We start from the raw sequence: 23,746 nt of genomic DNA, 5'->3' as shown, positions 1-23,746 counted from the left end.
CGGCCGCCCACCCCTCTGAGAGGAGACATCATGGCCTTGCGCAGCGGCTGGCTGCAGCCCACCGGCCAGACCCGGGTGACCACCCGCCTCACCGCCCTCGGCGCCACCACCCCCGTCGACCCGGTCGGCTCGCGCTCCGGCATCCTGCCGGGCTCGCCGAACGGCACGTACCGGGTGAGCGGCTACTCCCTGACCCCCATCGGTCCGATGACCGCGAACCTGTCCTACGGCCGCGCCGTCGTCCAGGGCCCGACCGCCCAGGGCGCGTACCCCGTCAGCCTGGACGCGGACCTGCCGCTCACCTTCGGCGACGGCGACCCGTTCAACCCGCGCATCGACGCGGTCGTCCTGCGCGTGTACGACGCCGAGTTCGACGGCCAGACCCGCAGCGAGGCCGCCGTCGAGATCATCCAGGGGGAGCCGAAGGGCGTGCCGGTGGCGCCCACCGTGCCGGGCACCTCGCTGACGCTGTTCCACGTCCGGGTGCCCGCCGGGGTCTCCGCCGGCACCGGCGGCATCCCGTGGACGGACGCCCAGATCCTCACCGACCTGCGCACCACGACCGTCGGCGTCGGCGGCATCCTGCCGGTCTACAACAACGCCACGGTGCCCGGCTCGTACCCGGGCCAGTACCAGGACGCCAACAACGCGCGCCAGCTCCAGCGCTGGGACGGCGCCGAATGGATCCCCTACCCCAAGGACATCGGCGGCATCGCCCCCAGCGGATCCCTCTCCACCGGCAGCTACACCGGCCAGTACCGGGACAACTCCGGGGTCCTCCAGCGCTGGAACGGCACCGCCTGGGTCGACTACCAGCCTCCTGTGAAGGTGGAGACCACCACCACCGGGGTCCAGGCGATGGCCAACTGGTCCGTGGGGTACTTCTCCGCCCGCCGGACCCACGGGATCGTCACCTTCAACATCAACGTCGGCCGCACGGGCGCCGACGTCACGGCCACCGCCGCCGGCAACATCAACGACGAGCTCCTGTGCACCCTGCCCGCCGGATGGCGCCCCACGATCAACTTCGAGGCCTCGGCCGGCGACGGCTACGGCCACGGCAGCGCCATGGTCCAGACGAGCGGCGAGGTCACCCTGCGCACCTGGTCTCCCAACGGTGTCCTGACCGCGGGGCGCAGCATCCGCATCACCGCCACCTACGTCCAGTGAGGGCCGCCGTATGAGTCTCGACACGCCCTACCGGGCCATCTTCTGCGATCTGCTCACCGACCAGACGCTCGACATCCTGCCCCTGCGGGACGTCTCCATCGACGACTACATCGGCAAGGCCGGCTCGCTCTCCGGCACCATCCCGATCCCCAACAAGGAGATCGCCGACCGGGTCAAGAAGGTCCGCGAGGGCCGCACCGCGGTCTATCTGGAGCGCGGCGGCGACCTGTGGTGGGGCGGCATCGTGTGGACCACGACGCTGCAGTCCAGCGGCCGCGGGGTGCTGACCCTCGGCGTGCAGGCCGCGACCTTCGACTCGTACGCGAGCCGGCGCCGCATCCGTACCGACATCTCGTTCACCACCCCGACCGACCAGCTGGACATCGCGCGCCGGCTGTGGGCCGAGCTCGACCTCCAGGACGACCCCACCCTCCCCCCGGAGGAGGGCAGGGAGCCGCGCCGCCTCGGGATCAGCTTCGGCACCGAGCAGTCCCCCAAGGACACCCCCTTGCGGACCGCGTCCTGGCGCAAGGGCGACGAGACCGTCTACCTGGAGGCACTCGATCAGCTCGCCGCTCTGGAGAAGGGCTTCGAGCACCAGATCCTGGTCTACCGCGACCCGAACGACGGGCGGCGGGTCCGGCAGCTCCGGCTCGGCGCGCCCAGGATCGTCAACGGCGCGGCCGACCTGGTCTTCGACCGGCCCGGCTCGATCCTGTCGTACTCCTTCCCGTACGACGCCACCCGCGGCGGCACCAGCGCCGTGGCCCGCGGCGCCTCGGTCAACTCCAACGCCGGCGAGGAGTCACGGCCGATCTCCTCCGCCCAGCAGTACGCGAGCGACCTGCTCGCCGACGGCTGGCCGCTGATCGACCTGTCCTCGGACCACAACGAGGTCACCGACACCCTCACGCTCGACTCGCTGGCCACGCGGGAACTCGACGAGGCCCGCGGCACGGTCGTGATCCCCGCGATCAGCATCCACCTCGGCGGGATCGTCCCGCCCGCGCTCCTGGGACGCATGGCCCGCATCCGCATCACGGACGAGTGGTTCTCGCAGGGCCTCGACTCCCGCTACCGCATCATCGGCGTCAAGGTCACTCCCCCGGAGCGCGGCCGCCCCGACACCGCCGAGCTCTACCTTGAGGAGGCCTGATGCCCAAGCTGCCCGAGGACATCATCGACCGGCTCAACCACATGGAACGCCGGCTCAAGGCCCTGTCCACGGCCGTCAACACCCGCCCCGCCGTCAGCGAGATCAAGCCCACCGCGCCGACCGGCGGCGTCACCGTCACCAAGCCGCTGTTCCGCATCTTCGACGGCTACGACCACGAGATCTTCGCGGACGACATCCTGACCGGCGGGCTCGCCCGGCCCTGGCTGCACCTGATGCCGCCGGTGCCGACCGACCCCGCCAAGTGGCCGTCCACCACCAGCGCCACCTTCACCACCATCGCCCGCTCGTACAACCCGCTCTGGCAGCCGAAGCTGCGTCTGTCCGTCCACACGGCGTTCTCCACCGGCGCCACCGGCCAGATCCGGGTCATGGTCGAAGGCGTCCAGTTCGGGCCGACCGTCACCGCCGGCTCGACCTACGACTACACCGGCCTGCTGCCGGTCGACATGAAGACGAAGTTCGGCAGCACGATCAGGATCGAGATCGAGGCGCTCGCCAGCGGCGGCACGGTCTACGCCCAGCCCGTCCTCATCTACGGCACCCAGACCTGACCGCCCGGACCTGACCGCCCGGACCTGACCGAGGAGCACACAGCATGAACATCGACCCCACCCAGCCCTGGGGCGTGGCCATCGACTACGCGGGCCGTGCCACCGTCACCGAGAACGGGCACACCATCGCCGTCCGCGTCTCCGACAACACCATCGGCGGCACCCTGGAGCGGGACCCCGTCACCGGCCAGTACCCGTCGGTGTACGTCTCCGCGCAGTTCTCCGTGAGCGGCGGGAGCGGCGCGGGCGACGTCGTCCTGCGCGGCTCCGGCCTGATCACGGTGGCGGGCCGGGACGGCCTCCCGGTCGTCCCCGACGCGACCGCCGTGCAACGGGCGGTGGCCGCCGCCCTCGCCGACTTCGAGGCCCGCCGGCTCGCGTACGCCGCGCTGTGCGCCACCTGGGCCCCCGCCCCGGAGCCGGCACCCGCACCGGAGTCGGCCCCCGCCCCGTAAGTCCACTCCCGCCCCGTACGCCCCGTACGCCCTGTACACCCCGTGCCGAAGAGACCCGGCCGGGGTTTTTCCATGCCCGGAGGTCACAGATGGCAGCCCCCCTCTCCGCGGACCGGTTCGTCGCCGCGCTCCGCGCCGAAGGCGTCACCGTCGTCGAGCACGACGGCTGGCGCAACCACAACCGCAACCAGGCCGGCACCTGGGGCCCGGTGGTCGGCGTGATGATCCACCACACCGTCTCCAGCGGCACCGCGAACAGCGTCTCCCTCTGCTACGACGGCTACGCGGGCCTGCCCGGCCCGCTGTGCCACGGCGTCATCGCCAAGGACGGCAGCGTGCACCTGGTCGGCTCCGGCCGCGCCAACCACGCCGGCGGCGGCGACCCGTCCGTGCTCCAGGCCGTGATCAGCGAGACGTACGGGGCACGCCCGCCGGTGCCGCGCGAGCACCAGGGCAGCGCGGGCGCCGTCGACGGCAACTCCCGCTTCTACGGCTTCGAGTGCGTCAACCTCGGCAACGGCAGCGACCCGTGGCCCGCGGCACAGCTCGACGCCATCGAGCGGGTGTCGGCGGCGCTCTGCCGCGCGCACGGCTGGGGCGCCAAGTCCGTCATCGGCCACTCCGAGTGGTCCGACTGGAAGAACGACCCGCGCGGCTTCGGCATGCCGGGCATGCGCGACCGGGTCCAGGGACGCCTCGGCAAGGCCCCGGCGGCCCGGCCGACCGCCCCGGCGAAGCCGGCCGCACCGCGCTACCAGCCCTTCCCGGGCACCGCCTTCTTCAAGACCACCCCGAGCTCCCCCGTCGTCACCGCGATGGGCCGCCGGCTCGTCGCCGAAGGGTGCGGCCGCTACAAGATCGGCCCCAGCCCCCGCTGGTCCGAGGCCGACCGCCAGTCCTACGCCGCCTGGCAGCGCAAGCTCGGCTTCTCCGGTTCCGACGCCGACGGCTGGCCGGGCGCCACCTCCTGGAACGCGCTCAAGGTCCCGTACACCGCGTAACCCCCCACCCCCACGCAAGGAGAACCACCCATGTCCGAAGCCGCCAAGCGCACGGCCCGCACCGTGCTGCAGACCGCGGTCGGCATCGCCGTCGTCCTGCCGGCGATCGTCGACGCGGCCGGCCTGCCCGAGACGCTGCCCTGGGTCGCCGGGGCGCTCGCCGTCGCCGGGGCGCTCAGCCGGGTCATGGCCGTGCCCGCCGTACAGCACCTGCTGCCCTCCTGGCTGCGCACCACCCAGGAGGCGGCGGCCGATGACCGAGTCTGATCCGAACGACCCGGTCGCCGTCGCCCTGGAACTGGAGCGGCTGCGCGGCACCCTGGAGGCCGGCTTCGCGCGGGTCGACGGCTCGCTCGCCCTGCTTGTGCAGCGCAGCGACCAGACCGACAAGCAGCTCGCCGACCACGAGGCCCGGCTCGACGCCCTGGAGCGGTCCCGCTGGCCGCTCGCCAGCATCGGCGCCCTCGCGGCCGTGGCGACCGTGGCCGTCGCCGCGTGGGAACTCACCGCCAGGTGAGAAACGCCGGAGGGCGGCACCCCCTGATCGGGGTGCCGCCCTCCGGTTCGCACTACTTACTGGTTGTACGGACCGTAGTCGTAGTCCTCCAGCGGAACGGCCTGGCCGGAGCCCGTGCCGAACGGCGAGTAGTCGATGTCGTCGTAGCCGACGGCCGAGTACATCGCGGCCTTGGCCTCCTCGGTCGGCTCGACCCGGATGTTGCGGTAGCGGGACAGACCCGTACCGGCCGGGATGAGCTTACCGATGATGACGTTCTCCTTGAGGCCGATGAGGCTGTCGGACTTGGCGTTGATCGCCGCATCCGTCAGGACTCGGGTCGTCTCCTGGAAGGAGGCGGCCGACAGCCAGGACTCCGTCGCCAGCGAGGCCTTGGTGATACCCATCAGCTGCGGACGGCCGGAGGCCGGGTGGCCGCCTTCCTGCACCACACGACGGTTCTCGGTCTCGAACTTCGAGCGCTCGACGAGCTCGCCCGGCAGCAGCTCCGCGTCGCCGGACTCGATGATCGTCACGCGGCGCAGCATCTGCCGGATGATGATCTCGATGTGCTTGTCGTGGATCGACACGCCCTGCGAGTTGTAGACCTTCTGGACCTCGCCGACCAGGTGGACCTGGACGGCGCGCTGGCCGAGGATGCGCAGCACGTCGTGCGGGTTGGTGGCACCCACGGTGAGCTTCTGGCCCACCTCGACGTGGTCGCCCTCGCCCACCAGCAGACGGGCACGCTTCGAGATCGGGAACGCCGTCTCGTCGGTGCCGTCGTCCGGGGTGACGACGATCTTCTTGGTCTTCTCGGTCTCCTCGATGCGGACGCGACCGGCCGCCTCGGAGATCGGGGCGACACCCTTGGGCTGACGCGCCTCGAAGAGCTCGACGACACGCGGCAGACCCTGGGTGATGTCGTCACCGGCCACACCACCGGTGTGGAAGGTACGCATCGTCAGCTGGGTACCGGGCTCACCGATGGACTGGGCGGCGATGATGCCGACCGCCTCACCGATGTCGACCAGCTTGCCGGTGGCCAGCGAGCGGCCGTAGCAGAAGGCACAGGTGCCGACGGCGGACTCACAGGTCAGGACCGAGCGGGTCTTGACCTCCTCGACGCCCGCCTTGACGAGGGCGTCGATGAGCACGTCACCCAGGTCGACGTTGGCCGGCGCGATGACCTTGCCGTCCACGACGACGTCCTCGGCGAGCATCCGCGCGTACACGGAGGTCTCGACGTCGTCGGCCTTCCGCAGCACGCCGGCCTCGTCCTTGGCCGCGATCCGCAGCTTCAGACCGCGCTCGGTGCCACAGTCCTCCTCGCGGATGATGACGTCCTGCGAGACGTCCACCAGACGACGGGTCAGGTAACCCGAGTCGGCGGTACGCAGGGCGGTGTCGGCGAGACCCTTACGGGCACCGTGGGTCGAGATGAAGTACTCGAGAACGGTGAGGCCCTCACGGAAGGACGCCTTGATGGGACGCGGGATCGTCTCGTTCTTGGCGTTCGACACCAGACCACGCATACCGGCGATCTGCCGCATCTGCATCATGTTTCCTCGGGCACCCGAGTCAACCATCATGAAGATGGGGTTCGTCTTGGGGAAGTTCTCGTTCATGGCCTCGGCAACCTCGTTGGTCGCCTTGGTCCAGATCGCGATGAGCTCCTGAGTGCGCTCTTCCTTGGTGATCAGACCGCGCTCGTACTGCTTCTGGACCTTCTCGTCCTGCGCCTCGTAGCCCGCGACGATCTCCTTCTTCGCCGCCGGGACGACGACGTCGGAGATGGCCACGGTGACACCGGAACGGGTCGCCCAGTAGAAGCCCGCCGCCTTCAGGTTGTCGAGCGTCGCCGCCACGATGACCTTGGGGTAGCGCTCGGCGAGGTCGTTGACGATCTCGGAGAGCTGCTTCTTGCCGACGGAGTAGTCGACGAACGGGTAGTCCTCGGGCAGCAGCTCGTTGAAGAGCGCGCGGCCCAGGGTCGTCCGCACGCGGAACGAGTCACCCTGCTGCCACTCCGGCTCGCCCTCCTCCGCGACCGGGGGAACCCAGCCGCGCGGCGGAACGGTGCCGATCGGGAAGCGGATGTCGATCGGGGACTGCAGCGCCAGCTCGCCGGCGTCGAACGCCATGATCGCCTCGGCCGTGGAGCCGAACGCGCGGCCCTCGCCCTTGGTGTCACGCAGCTCGCCGTCGGTGGTGAGGAAGAACAGACCGAGGACCATGTCCTGGGTCGGCATCGTCACCGGGCGGCCGTCGGCCGGCTTGAGGATGTTGTTCGAGGACAGCATCAGGATGCGGGCCTCGGCCTGCGCCTCCGCGGAGAGCGGCAGGTGGACGGCCATCTGGTCACCGTCGAAGTCCGCGTTGAACGCGGTGCAGACGAGCGGGTGGATCTGGATGGCCTTGCCCTCGACCAGCTGCGGCTCGAAGGCCTGGATGCCGAGGCGGTGCAGCGTGGGCGCACGGTTCAGCAGAACCGGGTGCTCGGCGATGACCTCTTCGAGGACGTCGTACACGACCGTGCGGCCGCGCTCGACCATCCGCTTCGCCGACTTGATGTTCTGCGCGTGGTTCAGGTCGACCAGGCGCTTCATCACGAACGGCTTGAAGAGCTCCAGCGCCATGGCCTTCGGCAGACCGCACTGGTGCAGCTTGAGCTGCGGGCCGACGACGATGACGGAACGCGCCGAGTAGTCGACACGCTTGCCGAGCAGGTTCTGACGGAAACGACCCTGCTTACCCTTCAGCATGTCGCTGAGGGACTTCAGCGGACGGTTGCCGGGGCCCGTCACCGGGCGACCACGACGGCCGTTGTCGAAGAGGGCGTCGACCGCCTCCTGGAGCATCCGCTTCTCGTTGTTCACGATGATCTCGGGGGCACCGAGGTCGAGCAGACGCTTCAGACGGTTGTTGCGGTTGATCACACGGCGGTACAGGTCGTTCAGGTCGGAGGTCGCGAAGCGGCCACCGTCGAGCTGCACCATCGGACGCAGGTCCGGCGGGATGACCGGCACGCAGTCGAGCACCATGCCGTTGGGCTTGTTGCTGGTCTGCAGGAACGCGGAGACGACCTTGAGGCGCTTGAGCGCACGGGTCTTCTTCTGGCCCTTGCCGGTACGGATGATCTCGCGGAGGCGCTCGGCCTCCTCCTCCAGGTCGAAGGACTCCAGGCGCTTCTGCAGCGCCGCGGCACCCATCGAGCCGTCGAAGTACGTGCCGAAGCGGTCACGCAGCTCGCGGTAGAGGAGCTCGTCGCCCTCCAGGTCCTGGACCTTGAGGTTCTTGAAGCGGTTCCACACCTCGTCGAGGCGGTCGATCTCGCGCTGCGCGCGGTCGCGGAGCTGCTTCATCTCGCGCTCGGCGCCCTCGCGCACCTTGCGGCGCACGTCGGCCTTGGCGCCCTCGGCCTCGAGCTCGGCCAGGTCGGACTCGAGCTTCTTGGCGCGGTTCTCCAGGTCGGAGTCGCGGCGGTTCTCGATCTGCTGACGCTCCACGGAGACGTGCGCCTCCAGGGAGGGCAGGTCGCGGGTGCGGCGCTCCTCGTCGACGAACGTGATCATGTACGCCGCGAAGTAGATGACCTTCTCCAGGTCCTTCGGGGCGAGGTCGAGCAGGTAGCCAAGGCGCGACGGAACGCCCTTGAAGTACCAGATGTGGGTGACGGGAGCGGCCAGCTCGATGTGGCCCATCCGCTCACGGCGCACCTTGGCGCGGGTGACCTCGACGCCACACCGCTCACAGATGATGCCCTTGAAGCGGACACGCTTGTACTTGCCGCAGTAGCACTCCCAGTCCCGGGTCGGACCGAAGATCTTCTCGCAGAAGAGTCCGTCCTTCTCGGGCTTCAGGGTGCGGTAGTTGATGGTCTCCGGCTTCTTGACCTCGCCGTGGCTCCACTGGCGGATGTCGTCAGCGGTGGCCAGACCGATCCGGAGCTCGTCGAAGAAGTTGACGTCGAGCACTATGCGTCAATCCCTCTCAGGGTTGTTAAGGCTGTGGGTCTGATTCGGGGGTCCTGGGGCCGGCCGGGGGCTCAGTGGTTCGCACCGAGCCCCCGTACCGGACTCCCGTCAGACCTCTTCGACGCTGCTCGGCTCGCGCCGGGACAGGTCGATGCCGAGCTCCTCCGCAGCGCGGAAGACGTCCTCGTCGGTGTCGCGCATCTCGATGGACATGCCGTCCGAGGACAGCACCTCCACGTTGAGGCACAGGGACTGCATCTCCTTGATGAGCACCTTGAAGGACTCGGGGATGCCGGGCTCAGGGATGTTCTCGCCCTTGACGATGGCCTCGTAGACCTTCACGCGGCCGGTCACGTCGTCGGACTTGATCGTCAGCAGCTCCTGGAGGGCGTACGCGGCGCCGTATGCCTCCAGCGCCCACACCTCCATCTCACCGAAGCGCTGACCACCGAACTGGGCCTTACCACCCAGCGGCTGCTGGGTGATCATCGAGTACGGGCCGGTCGACCGGGCGTGCAGCTTGTCGTCGACCAGGTGGTGGAGCTTGAGGATGTACATGTACCCGACGGAGATCGGGTCCGGGAACGGCTCGCCGGAGCGGCCGTCGAACAGGCGCGCCTTGCCGGACGGGAGCACCATGCGCTCGCCGTCGCGGTTCGGGATGGTGTGCTGGAGCAGACCCGCGAGCTCGTCCTCACGCGCACCGTCGAAGACCGGGGTGGCGACGTTGGTGCCGGCGGCGACCTGGTCGGCGCCGATGGCCTGCAGGCGCTGCGCCCACTCGTCGGCGAGGCCGGAGACGTCCCAGCCGCGGCTGGCGAGCCAGCCGAGGTGGATCTCCAGGACCTGTCCCGGGTTCATTCGGGACGGGACGCCGAGCGGGTTGAGGATGATGTCGACCGGGGTGCCGTCCTCGAGGAAGGGCATGTCCTCGATCGGGAGGATCTTGGAGATGACACCCTTGTTGCCGTGACGGCCGGCGAGCTTGTCACCGTCGGTGATCTTGCGCTTCTGGGCGACGTAGACGCGGACCAGCTGGTTCACGCCCGGGGGAAGCTCGTCGCCCTCCTCGCGGTCGAAGACACGGACACCGATGATCTTGCCGGTCTCGCCGTGCGGCACCTTCAGGGAGGTGTCGCGGACCTCGCGCGCCTTCTCACCGAAGATCGCGCGGAGCAGGCGCTCCTCCGGGGTCAGCTCGGTCTCACCCTTCGGGGTGACCTTGCCGACCAGGATGTCGCCGGCCGTGACCTCGGCACCGATGCGGATGATGCCGCGCTCGTCGAGGTCGGCCAGGACCTCCTCGGAGACGTTCGGGATGTCCCGGGTGATCTCCTCGGGGCCGAGCTTGGTGTCACGGGCGTCGACCTCGTGCTCCTCGATGTGGATCGAGGAGAGGACGTCGTCCTGCACGAGGCGCTGCGACAGGATGATCGCGTCCTCGTAGTTGTGACCCTCCCACGGCATGAACGCCACGAGCAGGTTCTTGCCGAGCGCCATCTCACCGTTCTCGGTGGCGGGGCCGTCGGCGAGGACCTGGCCCTCGATCACGCGGTCGCCCTCGTCCACGACGACCTTCTGGTTCACAGAGGTGCCCTGGTTCGAGCGGGAGAACTTGTGCAGGCGGTACGTGATGTACGTGCCGTCGTCGTTGGCCACGGTGATGTAGTCCGCGGACAGCTCCTGGACGACACCGTCCTTCTCGGCCTTGAGCACGTCGCCGGCGTCGGTGGCGCAGCGGTACTCCATGCCGGTGCCGACGAGCGGGGCCTCCGACTTAATCAGCGGAACGGCCTGACGCATCATGTTCGCGCCCATGAGGGCACGGTTGGCGTCGTCGTGCTCGAGGAAGGGGATCATGGCGGTCGCGACCGACACCATCTGGCGCGGCGAGACGTCCATGTAGTCGACCTCGGACGGCTGGACGTAGTCGACCTCGCCGCCACGCTTGCGGACCAGGACGCGGGGCTCGGTGAAGCGGAGCTCCTCGTTCAGGGTCGCGTTCGCCTGGGCGATGACGAACCGGTCCTCCTCGTCGGCGGTGACGTAGTCGACCTCGTCGGTGACCCGGCCGTCGACGACCTTGCGGTACGGCGTCTCGATGAAGCCGAAGGGGTTGATCCGGCCGTACGAGGCGAGCGAACCGATCAGACCGATGTTCGGGCCTTCGGGGGTCTCGATCGGGCACATGCGTCCGTAGTGGGACGGGTGCACGTCTCGGACCTCGAAGCCGGCCCGCTCACGGGACAGACCACCCGGGCCGAGCGCGGACAGACGACGCTTGTGCGTCAGCCCGGACAGCGGGTTGTTCTGGTCCATGAACTGCGACAGCTGGCTGGTGCCGAAGAACTCCTTGATGGAGGCGACGACCGGCCGGATGTTGATCAGGGTCTGCGGCGTGATCGCCTCGACGTCCTGGGTGGTCATGCGCTCGCGGACGACGCGCTCCATACGGGCCAGACCCGTGCGGACCTGGTTCTGGATGAGCTCGCCGACGTTGCGCAGACGCCGGTTGCCGAAGTGGTCGATGTCGTCGGGCTCGACGACGATCGAGTTGCCGTTGGCGCCGACCGTCTCGGTCTCGCCGGCGTGCAGCTGCACCAGGTACTTGATGGTCGCGATGATGTCGTCGGTGGTGAGGACACCCGCGTCCAGCGGCTCGTCGGCGCCGAGCTTCTTGTTGACCTTGTAGCGGCCGACCTTCGCGAGGTCGTAGCGCTTCGGGTTGAAGTACAGGTTCTCGAGCAGCGTCTGGGCGGCCTCGCGCGTCGGCGGCTCGCCCGGACGGAGCTTGCGGTAGATGTCGAGCAGCGCGTCGTCCTGGCCCTGGGTGTGGTCCTTCTCCAGGGTGGCGCGCATGGACTCGTACTCGCCGAACTCCTGCAGGATCTGCTCGGTGCTCCAGCCGAGGGCCTTCAGGAGGACGGTCACGGACTGCTTGCGCTTGCGGTCGATACGCACGCCGACCATGTCGCGCTTGTCGATCTCCATCTCCAGCCAGGCACCCCGGGACGGGATGATCTTGGCGGAGAAGATGTCCTTGTCGGACGTCTTGTCGATGGAGGAGTCGAAGTAGACACCGGGAGAACGCACGAGCTGCGACACGACGACACGCTCGGTGCCGTTGATGACGAAGGTGCCCTTGTTGGTCATGAGCGGGAAGTCGCCCATGAAGACCGTCTGGGACTTGATCTCGCCGGTCTCGTTGTTCGTGAACTCGGCGGTCACGAAGAGCGGGGCACCGTAGGTGAAGTCACGGTCCTTGCACTCGTCGATCGAGTTCTTCGGCGGCTCGAAGCGGTGGTCGCGGAAGGTCAGCGACATCGACCCGGAGAAGTCCTCGATCGGGGAGATCTCCTCGAAGATCTCCTCCAGACCGGACTTCGTGGGGACGTCGTAGCCCGACTCGAGGGCGGCCTCGACGCGAGCCTTCCACGCGGCGTTGCCGAGCAGCCAGTCGAAGCTCTCGGTCTGGAGCGCGAGGAGGTTCGGAACCTCGAGGGGCTCCTTGATCTTTGCAAAGGAGATGCGCAGCGGGGCGGTGCTGGCACCGGTGTTCATATTGGTCGAGGCGTTGCGCGAGGCGGCCAAGAGGGGGTCCTTCCGAGGGCTCGGACTCACTGCGCGCGTACCGGTCCCTAGCGGAGCTCCTTGGAAGACGATTACCCGATTGGCCAAAAGACCAGGTCAGAGTGGGTCGACCAGCGAAGCGGTTGCGAGGGTATGCCCCTGGTGACGGGCAGGGGGCAGCTAACAGGCAGCGCAAAGGGTCAGTGTAGCCACTTGGCCCACTGATGTCCAGGGCGAGTTCTTCGCGACCCTCGTTGCTCTCAACTCCGCGATACCTCGCGCCGTGCGGCGCACCTCGATACTGCCCGTTCGGTCGTCGATCCATGCCTCGGAATCGGATCGATGTGACGACGCGTCCTGAGAATTGCGCGGTCCGTGCTGTTCGTCAAGGCCCCCGCCTCTGCGCGGCGCACGGCGAAGATCACCTTACTCCGCTTCCGCGGGCCCGTACGACCGCCGCCACGCCGTCTCAGGGAACGCCGAAGGGCGACCACCCAGATGGATGATCGCCCTTCACGCTGCGAGCGTTACACGCTCAACAGCTGCATTCATATGCGCCTGCCGGCGCGTGGCGCTGACGCGACGAGGTGTTACTTGACCTCGACAGCGGCACCGGCGCCCTTGAGGGCCTCGGCGGCCTTGTCAGCGGCCTCCTTGTTGACCTTCTCGAGGACCGGCTTCGGGGTGCCGTCGACGAGGTCCTTGGCCTCCTTCAGACCCAGGGAGGTCAGCTCACGCACGACCTTGATGACCTGGATCTTCTTGTCGCCGGCGCCGGTGAGGATGACGTCGAACTCGTCCTTCTCCTCCTCGACCGGGGCGGCCGGGCCACCCACGGCCGGGCCCGCGACGGCGACGGCCGCGGCGGCGGTGACGTCGAACTTCTCCTCGAAGGCCTTCACGAACTCGGAGAGCTCGATGAGGGTCATCTCCTCGAACTGGGCAAGCAGCTCGTCCTGGGTGAGCTTCGCCATGATGGGCGATCCTTCCACTAATTCGGCAGGTGCCGGATGTTCATGTGAGGCGGGCGTACTGTCGGCCCGCTGTGACCCGTTCCGCCCGTATGGCGGTACGGATCAATGCGCGAGCCGAGTTACTCGGCACCGCCCTGCTCGGCCTGCTTGGCGCGCAGCGCGTCCACGGTGCGGACGAGCTTCGACGGCAGAGCCTGGAAGAGCTGAGCAGCCTGAGACTGCTTGCCCTTGAAGGCGCCGGCCAGCTTGCTGAGCAGAACCTCGCGGGACTCGAGGTCCGCAAGCTTCTTGATGTCGTCGGCGGAGAGAGCCTTACCGTCAAGGACACCGGCCTTGATGATGAGGTTCGGGTTCTCCTTGGCGAAGTCACGCAGAGCCTTCGCCGACTCCACCGGGTCACCGGTGACGAAGGCGACCGCCGTCGGACCAGCGAAGTGGTCGTCCAGCGCGGTGATCCCAGCCTGGTTGGCCGCAATCTTGGTCAGCGTGTTCTTCACCACGGCGTACTGGGCGTTCTCACCGAGCGAACGGCGCAGCGTCTTGAGCTGCGCCACGGTGAGACCCCGGTACTCGGTCAGCACGGCGGCGGTGGAGCTCTGGAACGCGTCCGCGAGCTCGGCCACCGATGCAGCCTTGTTGGGCGTCGGCATAGTGCTTCAGCCTCCTTCCGGGTGATGAGGACCGCTCAGAAGGGGCTGAACAAACGAAAACGCCCCGGGCGCAGGCGCACGGGGCTCAGCTCGACCGAACCGGAGTGAACCGGACCGGGAACTCTTCCACTGTCACCTGCGCGGGTCGCTCGCATCTCTCAGCGAATCCTTCGGCCACCGCGCCCTTGCAGGCACAGTGACGACCAGCGGTCTTTGGCTTCTGTGGAAGAGTACGTGACGGTGCCGACCGGGCGCAAATCAGCCCTCGGCGCCCGCCCCGGCGCCCTTCATCATCTCGGAGACGTCGAAGGTGTCCTTGGCCGGCGGCGCCTGGACGGCGGCCTTCGCCCCGTAGTCGCTGTAGTCGGCGCGCAGGTGCACCGTGCCCTGGGCCATGGTCATGCCGATGTCCATCCGGGCCGGGTAGCCCTCCTCGGTGACCCAGACCTCCGTGTCGTACCCCTTGAGGCCGGTCTTCTTCACGTTGGCGATGAGCTCGTCGTACTGCTTCTTGGAGAGCAGCTTCGACGACTTGTTGGCCTTGAGCATCTGCTCGAAGCTGAGCGTGCCCTTGTAGTGCTCGGTCTCCATGCCGTTGACCTTCTCGGCGCCCACGTGCTTCAGGTCCGGGGAGTCGAGGAGCAGGGCGAGCTGCTGGGCCGGGTCCTGGTTCATGTCCTCCAGGCCGCCGGACATCTGCTTCTGGAGGGCCTTGTCCCCGCCGGCCTCCGCGGCGGCCTTCAGGTCGATCTTCATCCAGCGCTTGCCGCCCGTCTCGGCGGCCGCCTCGGCTCCCAGGTCCATGTACATGACGTTGTTCAGCATGATCATGCGGACCTGCTCGGGGGCGTCGGGGTCACCCGCGCCCAGCAGGGAGCTCTTCATGGTGATGTCCATCGACGCCGGGTCCCAGCCCTGGACGCCGCTCATCGTCATGGTCCCGGACTCGGCGCCGATCCCCTCCATGCTCATCGTCATGGTGACCTTCGCCGACTTGGCGGCGGAGGTCTTCTCGAACGCGGCGGTGAGCGCCTTCGTGACGTCCTCGATGCCCTGTGCCGCCACCTTCGCGGGCGCCTCGGCCGCCTTCTTGGCGTCGTCGCCCTGACAGCCTGCCACGCCCGCCACGACGGCCGCCGCGGTCAGTGCGACGCCCGTGCGCTTCCACGCGGACATGCTCATGAGTCCCCACCCCTTGTGATGATCGTTCGCTTGGTTCCCCGTCGCACCGTAACCCAGGGCACCGACAGTCCCCCAACGAAAAACCGCCCCCCGGGCCTCCGAAGAGGCCCGAGGGGCGGTTTCAGGACGCTGGAGCCCTACGGGAGGGCTCCCGAGCCGTCAGGCTCAGACCGCGGCCGGGTCCTCCTCGACGAGGAGGTTGCGGGTGCGGTTCGAGTCGACCGGAATGCCGGGGCCCATCGTGGTGGCGATGGCGGCCTTCTTGATGTAGCGGCCCTTGGCGGCGGACGGCTTCAGACGGAGGATCTCCTCCAGGGCCGCCGCGTAGTTCTCCACCAGCTTGGTGTCGTCGAAGGACACCTTGCCGATGATGAAGTGCAGGTTCGAGTGCTTGTCGACGCGGAACTCGATCTTGCCGCCCTTGATGTCGTTGACAGCCTTGGCGACATCCATGGTCACGGTGCCGGTCTTGGGGTTCGGCATGAGACCACGCGGACCGAGCACGCGGCCGAGGCGGCCGACCTTGCCCATGAGGTCCGGGGTGGCGACGACGGCGTCGAACTCGTTCAGGCGCTGGCCCTTGGAGATCTCGTCGATGAGCTCGTCGGAGCCGACGATGTCGGCGCCCGCGGCGGTCGCGGCCTCGGCACGGTCACCGGTCGCGAAGACCAGGACCCGGGCGGTCTTACCGGTGCCGTGCGGAAGGTTCACGGTGCCACGGACCATCTGGTCGGCCTTGCGCGGGTCGACGCCCAGACGGAAGGCCACCTCGACGGTGCCGTCGAACTTGGTGGTGGAGGTCTCCTTGGCCAGACGCACGGCCTCGAGCGGGGCGTACAGCTTCTCCCGGTCGATCTTGGCGTCGGCAGCCCGGAGGGACTTGCTGCGCTTCACTTCTGCTCCTGGGGGTTCAGGTATGGAGTCGTGGTGCGGGCCAGCGCCGGCCCTACCACTGGGCGGTATCGATTTCCGGCTACCGCCGGGTGCAGGCTGCTGATCAGCCCTCGACCGTGACGCCCATGGAACGGGCGGTGCCGGCGATGATCTTCGCGGCGGCGTCCAGGTCGTTGGCGTTCAGGTCGGGCATCTTGGTGGTGGCGATCTCGCGGACCTGCGCCTCGGTGATCTTGGCGACCTTGGTCTTGTGCGGCTCGCCGGAGCCCTTCTCCACGCCCGCGGCCTTGAGGATCATCTTCGCGGCCGGCGGGGTCTTCGTGATGAAGGTGAAGGAACGGTCCTCGTAGACCGTGATCTCCACCGGGATGACCCAACCGCGCTGCGACTCGGTCGCGGCGTTGTAGGCCTTGCAGAACTCCATGATGTTGACGCCGTGCTGACCGAGCGCGGGGCCGACCGGCGGGGCCGGGTTGGCCGCACCGGCGTTGATCTGGAGCTTGATAAGCCCCGTGACCTTCTTCTTCTTGGGAGGCATAGCTCTCTCCGGGTCCTAGTGAGAGTTTTCAGCCGATCCATCCGGTCATCCGGATGGAGGCATACCGCACAACGATAACGGGTATAGCTGCGCGTCCAAAAACCGAGCAGGTCAGAGCGGCTGTGGCAGCCCCTCTGACCTGTCCGGAAACTTGAGTCGTCAGTTCTTCTGGATCTGGTCGAAGCTGAGCTCGACCGGGGTCTCGCGACCGAAGATCTCGACGAGGCCCTTGACCTTCTTCGAGTCGGCGTTGATCTCGTTGATCGTGGCCTGGAGGGTGGCGAAGGGGCCGTCGGTGACGGTGACCGAGTCGCCCACCTCGAAGTCCAGCACCTGGACCTCGACCTTGCGGGCCGGAGCCGGCCTGCCCTCGGCCTCGGCGGCCTCGCGGGCGGCCTTCTCCTCGGCCTCCGGGGCGAGCATCTTGACGATCTCGTCCAGGGTCAGCGGGTACGGGTCGTAGGCGTTGCCGACGAAGCCGGTGACACCGGGGGTGTTGCGGACGACGCCCCAGGACTCGTTCGTCAGGTCCATGCGGACGAGCACGTAACCGGGCAGCTTGTTCTGCCGGACGTTCTTGCGCTCGCCGTTCTTGATCTGGACGATCTCTTCCTCGGGGACCTCGGCCTGGTAGATGAAGTCCTCGACGTTCAGCGAGACGGCGCGCTGCTCCAGGTTGGCCTTCACGCGCTTCTCGTAGCCCGCGTAGGTGTGGATCACGTACCACTCGCCGGGCAGACCGCGCAGCTCGTCGCGGAGGGCGGCGATCGGGTCGACCGGGGCGGCGGGCTCGGCCTCGACCGCGTCCTCGACCTCGGTGGCCTCCTCGGCCTCTTCCTCGGCGGCCTCGATCTCGGCGACCTCGGTGCCGTCCTCGTCCTCGACGTCCGCGACCTCGTCGGCCTCGGCCTCGATCTCGAGAGCGGCCTCCTCGGCGGCCTCGCCGGCCTCGGCGTCCGCAGCTTCGGCCTGGTCCTCGTCGGCCGCCTCGACGATGTCCGTCTCGTCCTCGACGGACTCGGACTCGAAGGCGTCGTTCAGGTTCGCGTCAGACACGGTGGCTGCTTCTTCCTGCGCTACAGATGGGGTGGAACAAAAAGTCAGCCGAAGACGTACTTGACTGCTTCCTGGAAGCCATAGTCAATCACGGTCACAAGACCGATCATGATGACAACGAAGACAATCACCACAGTGGTGTACGTCGTCAGCTGGCTGCGAGTGGGCCAGACAACCTTGCGGAGTTCCGCGATGACCTGGCGGTAGAACAGCGCCAGACGGCCGAGAGGGCCCTTCTTTCCGCGCTTGCCGCCCTTCCGGGTCTTCTTGGACTCCGGCGCGGCATCTTCGGCATCAGGCATGTCGATGGAGCCTACGGCATCCGTCACGATGTCTCACCTGATTCCGGGTCGTGGCCGTGCCGCGCCCGGAAATGGAGCCGCACGGCGGTGCAAGGAGTACGTACATGCGCACACAACCTGGCGGTGTGTGTAGCAGGGCCGGAGGGACTTGAACCCCCAACCGCCGGTTTTGGAGACCGGTGCTCTACCAATTGAGCTACGACCCTTTGTGGCTTCCCCAACCTACCGCATCGTGAGATGTGGTCGGTGCGGGCCAACGAGCAGTGAGTGTACGTGGTCTTGGGCCTCTACGTCGAACAGGAACCGTGCCGACCTGCCGAAGGACGGTTCGCAGGGCCTCGCGAACCGTGCGTACGACCGGGATTGACCGGTCCTGTCCGCTCCGTGAAACCTGTGTGCCGGGCCCGGACGGGGTCTGGGACGATGGCCGCATGAGCGCTGCTACCCCTCCCACCGAGCGTCGGGTCTCCGCCCGCATCGGTGCGATCTCCGAGTCCGCCACCCTCGCCGTGGACGCCAAGGCCAAGGCCCTCAAGGCCGCCGGGCGCCCGGTCATCGGCTTCGGCGCGGGTGAGCCCGACTTCCCGACGCCGGACTACATCGTCGAAGCCGCCGTCGAGGCCTGCAAGAACCCCAAGTACCACCGCTACACGCCGGCCGGCGGTCTGCCCGAGCTCAAGGCCGCGATCGCCGCGAAGACGCTGCGCGACTCCGGCTACGAGGTCGACGCCTCCCAGGTGCTGGTGACCAACGGCGGCAAGCAGGCCATCTACGAGGCGTTCGCCGCGATCCTCGACCCGGGCGACGAGGTCATCGTCCCCGCCCCGTACTGGACCACCTACCCCGAGTCGATCCGCCTCGCCGGCGGTGTCCCGGTCGAGGTCGTGGCCGACGAGACCACCGGCTACCGGGTGTCCGTGGAGCAGCTGGAGGCCGCGCGCACGGAGAAGACCAAGGTCGTCCTCTTCGTCTCCCCCTCCAACCCGACCGGCGCCGTCTACAGCGAGGCCGAGACCGAGGCGATCGGCCGCTGGGCCGTCGAGCACGGTCTGTGGGTCCTCACCGACGAGATCTACGAGCACCTGGTCTACGGCGGCGCCTCCGCGGTCTCCCTGCCGTCGGTCATGCCGGAGCTGCGCGACAAGTGCATCGTCGTCAACGGTGTCGCCAAGACCTACGCCATGACCGGCTGGCGCGTGGGGTGGATCATCGGCCCGAAGGACGTCGTGAAGGCCGCGACCAACCTGCAGTCGCACGCCACGTCGAACGTGAGCAACGTGGCCCAGGTCGCCGCCCTCGCCGCCGTCTCGGGCGACCTCGAGGCCGTCGCGGAGATGGGCCGCGCCTTCGACCGGCGCCGCCAGACGATCGTGCGGATGCTCAACGAGATCGAGGGCGTCCTCTGCCCGACCCCGGAGGGCGCGTTCTACGTGTACCCGTCGGTGAAGGCGCTGCTCGGCAAGGAGATCCGCGGCAAGCGCCCGCAGAGCTCGGTCGAGCTGGCCGCGCTGATCCTGGACGAGGCCGAGGTCGCGGTCGTCCCGGGTGAGGCCTTCGGCACGCCGGGCTACCTGCGTCTGTCGTACGCGCTGGGCGACGAGGACCTGGTGGAGGGCGTGTCCCGGATCCAGAAGCTGCTCGCCGAGGCCCGCGACTGATCACCTGCGGATCTCCGTGTCCGGCCCCCGCTTCTCCGGAAGCGGGGGCCGTTTTTACGTTCTAGCAAGGTCCCGATCGGGGAAACGGACTGTATTCGTCCATTCGGGTGCGGCAGTATCGGCCGATGGAGCACCTTCCTCATCGCGACCTCAGCCTGCTGCCCAAGGCCCATCTGCACCTGCACTTCACGGGTTCGATGCGGCCCTCGACCCTGATCGAACTGGCCGACAAGTACGGGGTGCACCTCCCCGAGGCCCTCAAGAGCGGCACACCGCCGAAGCTGCGGGCCACGGACGAGCGCGGCTGGTTCCGTTTCCAGCGCCTGTACGACATGGCCCGCTCGTGTCTGCGCGAGCCGGAGGACATCCAGCGCCTGGTGCGGGAGGCCGCCCAGGAGGACGTCCGGGACGGCTCCGGCTGGCTGGAGCTCCAGGTCGACCCCACCTCGTACGCGCCGCTGCTCGGCGGTCTGATCCCGGCCCTGGAGATCATCCTCGACGCCGTCGACTCGGCCTCCCGGGAGACCGGGCTCGGGATGCGGGTCCTGGTCGCCGCCAACCGCATGAAGCACCCCCTGGAGGCGCGCACCCTGGCCCGGCTCGCGGTGCGCTACGCGGACCGGGGCGTGGTGGGCTTCGGGCTCTCCAACGACGAGCGGCGTGGCATGGCCCGCGACTTCGACCGGGCCTTCGCCATCGCCCGCGAGGGCGGTCTGCTCGCGGCCCCGCACGGCGGCGAGCTGACCGGCCCCTCCTCCGTACGGGACTGCCTGGACGACCTGCGGGCGGCCCGGGTCGGCCACGGCGTCCGCGCGGCGGAGGACCCGCGACTGCTGCGCAAGCTCGCCGAGCGCGGGGTCACCTGCGAGGTGTGCCCGGCGTCCAACGTGGCCCTCGGCGTCTACGACAAGCACGAGGACGTCCCGCTGCGCACCCTGTTCGAGGCCGGCGTCCCGATGGCGCTCGGCGCGGACGACCCGCTGCTCTTCGGCTCGCGCCTGGCCGCGCAGTACGAGATCGCCCGCCGGCACCACGCCTTCACGGACGCGGAGCTGGCCGAACTGGCCCGCCAGTCGATCCGCGGCTCGGCGGCCCCGGAGGACGTGCGGCAGAAGCTCCTGTCCGGGATCGACGACTGGCTGGCGGCCCCCGTCAGCTGAGTCCCGCCGGCCGAGTCCCGTCAGCCGATCCCGGCCATCAGGGTGCGGGCGATCGAGCGGGCGAACGCGTCGAGGTCCTGCGGGGGCTGCCCGCCCGGGGTCATCTCCCAGGCGAAGGCCCGGTGGACGCAGGCGCCGAGGAGGAGGGAGGCCGCGGCGAGCGGGTCGGCGTCGGCCGCGATGCGGCCGTGCTGCTGCTCGGCGTAGAGGGAGGCGGCCATGGGGAACGTCTGCTCGTAGAAGAGCGCGGCGCGGCGGGGCGACGGTCGACGACCCGGCGACCCGGCGACCGTCGAGCAGGGCGTGGGCGTGGCGTACTAGATCTCGACGCCCACGGTGACGGGCTCGTTGACCAGGGTGACCCCGAACGCGTCCCGGACCCCGGCGACGACCTCGCGGGCGAGCGCCACCAGGTCCTCGGTGGTCGCCTCGCCCCGGTTGGTCAGCGCGAGGGTGTGCTTGGTGGAGATCCGGGCGGGCCCGGAGCCGTACCCCTTGGTGAAGCCGGCCTTGTCGATCAGCCAGGCCGCGGAGGTCTTCATCCGGCCCTCCTCGCCCGCCGGGTACGCGGGCGGGGCGGTGTCCGGGCCGAGCCGCTCGGCGACGCGGCCGAGGAAGTCCTCGTACTCCCCCGCCGTGAGGATCGGGTTGGTGAAGAAGGAGCCCGCCGACCACGTGTCGTGGTCCTCCGGGTCCAGGACCATGCCCTTGCCGGAGCGCAGCCGCAGGACGGTCTCGCGGGCGACGCTCAGCGGCACCCGGTCGCCGGCCTCGACGCCCAGGGCGCGCGCCGTCTCCGGGTACGCGATCGGCGCGGACATCCCGTCGGCGTCGGCGAGCTCGAAGCGGACCCGCAGCACGACATAGCGGTCGGGCTGGTCCTTGAAGACGCTGTGCCGGTACGAGAAGGCGCACTCGGCGTTGGTGAGGGTCACCGTCTCCTCGGCCCGGCGGTCGTACGCGACGACCTCGGTGATGGTGGCGGAGACGTCCTGGCCGTAGGCGCCGACGTTCTGGATCGGGGTGGCGCCGGCCGAGCCGGGGATGCCGGACAGGCACTCGACACCGGCGAGCCCCGCCTCGACGGTCCGCGCGACCGCGTCCGTCCAGACCTCGCCTGCGGCCAGCTCCAGGCGGGTCCCGTCGAGGGCGAAGCCCTTGGTGGCGATGTGCAGGGCGGTGCCGTCGAAGCCCTTGTCGCCGATGACCAGATTGGAGCCGCCGCCGATGACGAGCAGCGGGGTCCCGGCCGCGTCGGCCTCGCGGACCGTCGCGATCACCTCGTCGTCGGTGGTGGCCGTGACGAGCCGGGCGGCGGGCCCGCCGAGCCGGAAGGTGGTCAGGGGGGCGAGGGGGGCGTCGTGAAGTACCTGCACGCGCACAAGGGTACGGGCCCCTCCTGTACGGAAGGGGCCCGTGTCACTCGTCACACGGCGGCCGTCAGGCGAGCCGGACCACGGCCCGGCTCATGCCGAGCACCTTCTGCCCGGCGCTCGTCGCGGTCAGATCCACCCGCACCTGGCCGTCGTCCAGCTTCGCGGCCACCTTGGCGGAGACCTCGATCACGGCACCCTTGTCGTCGTTGGGGACGACGACGGGCTTGGTGAAGCGGACGCCGTACTCGACGACGGCGGCCGGGTCGCCGGCCCAGTCGGTCACGACGCGGATCGCCTCGGCCATGGTGAACATGCCGTGGGCGATGACGTCGGGCAGGCCGACCTCCTTGGCGAACTTCTCGTTCCAGTGGATCGGGTTGAAGTCACCGGAGGCGCCGGCGTACCGGACCAGCGTGGCGCGGGTCACGGGGAAGGTCTGCGCGGGCAGCTCGGTGCCGACCTCGACCTCGTCGTAGGCGATCTTCGCGGTCACGGTCAGGCCTCCTCGGGGGCGCGGGACACGAGCTTGATCCAGGCGGTCACGACGTGCTCGCCGCTCTCGTCGTGGACCTCGCCGCGGATGTCCATGATGTCGTTGCCGGCCAGCGACTTGATCGCCTCGATGGTGGTGGTCACCGTGAGGCGGTCACCGGCGCGCACCGGCCGGGTGTAGACGAACTTCTGGTCACCGTGCACCACGCGGCTGTAGTCCAGGCCCAGCTGCGGGTCCTCGATGACCTGGCCCGCGGCCTTGAAGGTGATCGCGAAGGGGAAGGTCGGCGGGGCGACGACGTCCGGGTGGCCGAGGGCCTTGGCGGCCTCCGGGTCGGTGTACGCGGGGTTGGCGTCCCCGATCGCCTCGGCGAACTCGCGGATCTTCTCGCGGCCGACCTCGTACGGCGCGGTGGGCGGATAGGTCCGGCCCACGAAGGACTGGTCGAGCGCCATGGCCTCGTACCTCCTGGATCTTGTGCGTGCGTACAACGACACGAGGCCGCCCCCTGAGTGGGGGCGGCCTCGTGTACGAGCCTGATTAGCGCGTCTCGCGGTGCGCGGTGTGCGAGTTGCAGCGAGGGCAGTGCTTCTTCATCTCAAGACGGTCCGGGTTGTTGCGCCGGTTCTTCTTGGTGATGTAGTTCCGCTCCTTGCACTCCACGCAGGCCAGCGTGATCTTCGGGCGGACGTCGGTGGCAGCCACGTGAGTGCTCCTTGACGGACGGATGGATGGATGAACGCATAGCAGAGTAGCCGATCGCAGGACCGACCCCACAATCGGCTACCGTGTGTAGCGGTGACCGGACTTGAACCGGTGACACAGCGATTATGAGCCGCTTGCTCTACCGACTGAGCTACACCGCTTTGATGATCCGGACCCCGCCCGAAGGCGGGATCCCTCTCACCAGAGCCCCAATACGGAATCGAACCGTAGACCTTCTCCTTACCATGGAGACGCTCTACCGACTGAGCTATTGGGGCGAGCGAGGAAGACATTACACGCTCTCCGGCCCATCCCCCAAATCCGTTTCCCGCACCCCTTCCCGTGCCCTGCGCACGGCCTC

Annotated in this window: 22 protein-coding genes, 3 tRNA genes and 1 pseudogene; 9 read left to right on the top strand and 17 right to left on the bottom strand. The window is 68.7% G+C overall.

All coding sequences use genetic code 11. The features are described from left to right. The first annotated feature begins 30 nt into the window (after nucleotides 1–30). From AB0M18_RS01485 to AB0M18_RS01455, 7 genes are all read left to right on the top strand, one after another. On the top strand, nucleotides 31–1,170 hold the full coding sequence (locus AB0M18_RS01485) for a hypothetical protein (protein ID WP_365754558.1): 1,140 nt from the start codon (nucleotides 31–33) through the stop codon (nucleotides 1,168–1,170). A gap of 10 nt (nucleotides 1,171–1,180) precedes the next feature. Continuing rightward, a complete protein-coding gene (locus AB0M18_RS01480; RefSeq protein ID WP_365754556.1) occupies nucleotides 1,181–2,326 on the top strand; it encodes a hypothetical protein in 1,146 nt (381 codons plus the stop codon). Further along, nucleotides 2,326–2,898 carry a hypothetical protein gene (locus tag AB0M18_RS01475; RefSeq protein ID WP_365754554.1) on the top strand — a complete coding sequence of 191 codons (573 nt, stop codon included), beginning with the start codon at nucleotides 2,326–2,328 and terminating at the stop codon, nucleotides 2,896–2,898. The genes AB0M18_RS01480 and AB0M18_RS01475 overlap by 1 nt, the downstream gene beginning before the upstream one ends. A 44-nt stretch (nucleotides 2,899–2,942) precedes the next feature. Then, nucleotides 2,943–3,353: an ATP-binding protein gene (locus AB0M18_RS01470; RefSeq protein WP_365754553.1), complete on the top strand. Its 411-nt coding sequence runs from the start codon at nucleotides 2,943–2,945 to the stop codon at nucleotides 3,351–3,353. Nucleotides 3,354–3,442: 89 nt separating this feature from the next. Further along, on the top strand, nucleotides 3,443–4,354 hold the full coding sequence (locus tag AB0M18_RS01465) for a peptidoglycan-binding protein (protein WP_365754551.1): 912 nt from the start codon (nucleotides 3,443–3,445) through the stop codon (nucleotides 4,352–4,354). Nucleotides 4,355–4,384: 30 nt separating this feature from the next. After that, the gene (locus AB0M18_RS01460) at nucleotides 4,385–4,621 is read left to right on the top strand and encodes a hypothetical protein (protein WP_365754549.1); all 237 of its coding nucleotides are present in this window, start codon (nucleotides 4,385–4,387) and stop codon (nucleotides 4,619–4,621) included. Continuing rightward, on the top strand, nucleotides 4,608–4,871 hold the full coding sequence (locus AB0M18_RS01455; protein WP_265863996.1) for a hypothetical protein: 264 nt from the start codon (nucleotides 4,608–4,610) through the stop codon (nucleotides 4,869–4,871). Before AB0M18_RS01460 ends, AB0M18_RS01455 begins: the two co-directional genes overlap by 14 nt. 56 nt (nucleotides 4,872–4,927) lie before the next feature. Here AB0M18_RS01455 and AB0M18_RS01450 read toward each other — a convergent pair whose 3' ends face one another. From AB0M18_RS01450 to AB0M18_RS01405, 10 genes are all read right to left on the bottom strand, one after another. Beyond that, nucleotides 4,928–8,827 (bottom strand): DNA-directed RNA polymerase subunit beta', encoded by a 3,900-nt coding sequence (locus AB0M18_RS01450; protein WP_365754547.1) that lies wholly within the window; start codon nucleotides 8,825–8,827, stop codon nucleotides 4,928–4,930. A 108-nt stretch (nucleotides 8,828–8,935) separates the two neighbouring features. Further along, nucleotides 8,936–12,418: a DNA-directed RNA polymerase subunit beta gene (gene rpoB, locus AB0M18_RS01445; RefSeq protein WP_365754545.1), complete on the bottom strand. Its 3,483-nt coding sequence runs from the start codon at nucleotides 12,416–12,418 to the stop codon at nucleotides 8,936–8,938. A 569-nt stretch (nucleotides 12,419–12,987) separates the two neighbouring features. Next, nucleotides 12,988–13,371, bottom strand: a complete 384-nt coding sequence (rplL, locus tag AB0M18_RS01440; RefSeq protein ID WP_365754543.1) for a 50S ribosomal protein L7/L12 — start codon at nucleotides 13,369–13,371, stop codon at nucleotides 12,988–12,990. A gap of 119 nt (nucleotides 13,372–13,490) precedes the next feature. Further along, nucleotides 13,491–14,021: a 50S ribosomal protein L10 gene (gene rplJ / locus AB0M18_RS01435; protein ID WP_265863992.1), complete on the bottom strand. Its 531-nt coding sequence runs from the start codon at nucleotides 14,019–14,021 to the stop codon at nucleotides 13,491–13,493. A 258-nt stretch (nucleotides 14,022–14,279) separates the two neighbouring features. Beyond that, nucleotides 14,280–15,203, bottom strand: a complete 924-nt coding sequence (locus AB0M18_RS01430) for a hypothetical protein (RefSeq protein ID WP_365754542.1) — start codon at nucleotides 15,201–15,203, stop codon at nucleotides 14,280–14,282. A 165-nt stretch (nucleotides 15,204–15,368) separates the two neighbouring features. Beyond that, nucleotides 15,369–16,097 (bottom strand): 50S ribosomal protein L1, encoded by a 729-nt coding sequence (gene rplA, locus AB0M18_RS01425; protein ID WP_365754541.1) that lies wholly within the window; start codon nucleotides 16,095–16,097, stop codon nucleotides 15,369–15,371. Between the two features lie 103 nt (nucleotides 16,098–16,200). After that, nucleotides 16,201–16,635 carry a 50S ribosomal protein L11 gene (gene rplK, locus AB0M18_RS01420; RefSeq protein ID WP_365754539.1) on the bottom strand — a complete coding sequence of 145 codons (435 nt, stop codon included), beginning with the start codon at nucleotides 16,633–16,635 and terminating at the stop codon, nucleotides 16,201–16,203. 159 nt (nucleotides 16,636–16,794) lie between these two features. Continuing rightward, a complete protein-coding gene (gene nusG, locus AB0M18_RS01415; RefSeq protein ID WP_365754538.1) occupies nucleotides 16,795–17,691 on the bottom strand; it encodes a transcription termination/antitermination protein NusG in 897 nt (298 codons plus the stop codon). Between the two features lie 44 nt (nucleotides 17,692–17,735). Continuing rightward, nucleotides 17,736–18,020: a preprotein translocase subunit SecE gene (gene secE / locus AB0M18_RS01410; protein ID WP_265863989.1), complete on the bottom strand. Its 285-nt coding sequence runs from the start codon at nucleotides 18,018–18,020 to the stop codon at nucleotides 17,736–17,738. A 106-nt stretch (nucleotides 18,021–18,126) separates the two neighbouring features. After that, nucleotides 18,127–18,199: transfer RNA gene (locus AB0M18_RS01405), tRNA-Trp, on the bottom strand. Nucleotides 18,200–18,424: 225 nt separating this feature from the next. On the opposite strand from AB0M18_RS01405, the gene AB0M18_RS01400 reads away from it, so the two are divergent. Continuing rightward, complete coding sequence (locus AB0M18_RS01400; RefSeq protein ID WP_365754535.1) at nucleotides 18,425–19,651, top strand: pyridoxal phosphate-dependent aminotransferase; 1,227 nt, start codon at nucleotides 18,425–18,427, stop codon at nucleotides 19,649–19,651. Between the two features lie 125 nt (nucleotides 19,652–19,776). Further along, nucleotides 19,777–20,811, top strand: coding sequence for an adenosine deaminase (locus AB0M18_RS01395; RefSeq protein WP_365754533.1), 1,035 nt, complete (start codon nucleotides 19,777–19,779; stop codon nucleotides 20,809–20,811). A gap of 20 nt (nucleotides 20,812–20,831) precedes the next feature. Here the strand turns inward: AB0M18_RS01395 and AB0M18_RS01390 are convergent. The 7 genes and pseudogenes from AB0M18_RS01390 to AB0M18_RS01360 all read right to left on the bottom strand — a co-directional run. After that, nucleotides 20,832–21,068, bottom strand: a pseudogene (locus tag AB0M18_RS01390) (TetR/AcrR family transcriptional regulator); the annotation flags it as partial. A gap of 60 nt (nucleotides 21,069–21,128) precedes the next feature. Further along, on the bottom strand, nucleotides 21,129–22,187 hold the full coding sequence (locus AB0M18_RS01385) for a UDP-N-acetylmuramate dehydrogenase (protein ID WP_365754531.1): 1,059 nt from the start codon (nucleotides 22,185–22,187) through the stop codon (nucleotides 21,129–21,131). A gap of 64 nt (nucleotides 22,188–22,251) precedes the next feature. Beyond that, entirely contained in the window at nucleotides 22,252–22,680 is a 429-nt protein-coding gene (locus tag AB0M18_RS01380; RefSeq protein ID WP_365754529.1) for a MaoC family dehydratase, read from the bottom strand. A gap of 2 nt (nucleotides 22,681–22,682) precedes the next feature. Beyond that, entirely contained in the window at nucleotides 22,683–23,135 is a 453-nt protein-coding gene (locus AB0M18_RS01375) for a MaoC family dehydratase N-terminal domain-containing protein (protein WP_365754528.1), read from the bottom strand. 85 nt (nucleotides 23,136–23,220) lie between these two features. Then, nucleotides 23,221–23,385 carry a 50S ribosomal protein L33 gene (gene rpmG / locus AB0M18_RS01370; protein WP_003956487.1) on the bottom strand — a complete coding sequence of 55 codons (165 nt, stop codon included), beginning with the start codon at nucleotides 23,383–23,385 and terminating at the stop codon, nucleotides 23,221–23,223. Nucleotides 23,386–23,473: 88 nt separating this feature from the next. Then, nucleotides 23,474–23,546: transfer RNA gene (locus AB0M18_RS01365), tRNA-Met, on the bottom strand. A gap of 44 nt (nucleotides 23,547–23,590) precedes the next feature. Further along, nucleotides 23,591–23,663, bottom strand: a tRNA-Thr gene (locus AB0M18_RS01360). Nucleotides 23,664–23,746: the final 83 nt, after the last annotated feature.

The sequence above is a fragment of the Streptomyces sp. NPDC051909 genome (assembly GCF_040681095.1).
Taxonomy (GTDB): domain Bacteria; phylum Actinomycetota; class Actinomycetes; order Streptomycetales; family Streptomycetaceae; genus Streptomyces.
Note: the sequence above shows the minus strand (reverse complement) of the source record. Positions and strands in the feature narration are given on the sequence as shown.

Excerpts from the sequence above, each read along its gene's own strand:
- AB0M18_RS01485 (WP_365754558.1), top strand. The coding sequence starts at position 31 with ATGGCCTTGCGCAGCGGCTGGCTGCAGCCCACCGGCCAGACCCGGGTG.
- AB0M18_RS01480 (WP_365754556.1), top strand. The coding sequence starts at position 1,181 with ATGAGTCTCGACACGCCCTACCGGGCCATCTTCTGCGATCTGCTCACC.
- AB0M18_RS01475 (WP_365754554.1), top strand. The coding sequence starts at position 2,326 with ATGCCCAAGCTGCCCGAGGACATCATCGACCGGCTCAACCACATGGAA.
- AB0M18_RS01470 (WP_365754553.1), top strand. The coding sequence starts at position 2,943 with ATGAACATCGACCCCACCCAGCCCTGGGGCGTGGCCATCGACTACGCG.
- AB0M18_RS01465 (WP_365754551.1), top strand. The coding sequence starts at position 3,443 with ATGGCAGCCCCCCTCTCCGCGGACCGGTTCGTCGCCGCGCTCCGCGCC.
- AB0M18_RS01460 (WP_365754549.1), top strand. The coding sequence starts at position 4,385 with ATGTCCGAAGCCGCCAAGCGCACGGCCCGCACCGTGCTGCAGACCGCG.
- AB0M18_RS01455 (WP_265863996.1), top strand. The coding sequence starts at position 4,608 with ATGACCGAGTCTGATCCGAACGACCCGGTCGCCGTCGCCCTGGAACTG.
- rplL (WP_365754543.1), bottom strand. The coding sequence starts at position 13,371 with ATGGCGAAGCTCACCCAGGACGAGCTGCTTGCCCAGTTCGAGGAGATG.
- rplJ (WP_265863992.1), bottom strand. The coding sequence starts at position 14,021 with ATGCCGACGCCCAACAAGGCTGCATCGGTGGCCGAGCTCGCGGACGCG.
- AB0M18_RS01430 (WP_365754542.1), bottom strand. The coding sequence starts at position 15,203 with ATGAGCATGTCCGCGTGGAAGCGCACGGGCGTCGCACTGACCGCGGCG.
- rplK (WP_365754539.1), bottom strand. The coding sequence starts at position 16,635 with ATGCCTCCCAAGAAGAAGAAGGTCACGGGGCTTATCAAGCTCCAGATC.
- AB0M18_RS01400 (WP_365754535.1), top strand. The coding sequence starts at position 18,425 with ATGAGCGCTGCTACCCCTCCCACCGAGCGTCGGGTCTCCGCCCGCATC.
- AB0M18_RS01395 (WP_365754533.1), top strand. The coding sequence starts at position 19,777 with ATGGAGCACCTTCCTCATCGCGACCTCAGCCTGCTGCCCAAGGCCCAT.
- AB0M18_RS01375 (WP_365754528.1), bottom strand. The coding sequence starts at position 23,135 with ATGGCGCTCGACCAGTCCTTCGTGGGCCGGACCTATCCGCCCACCGCG.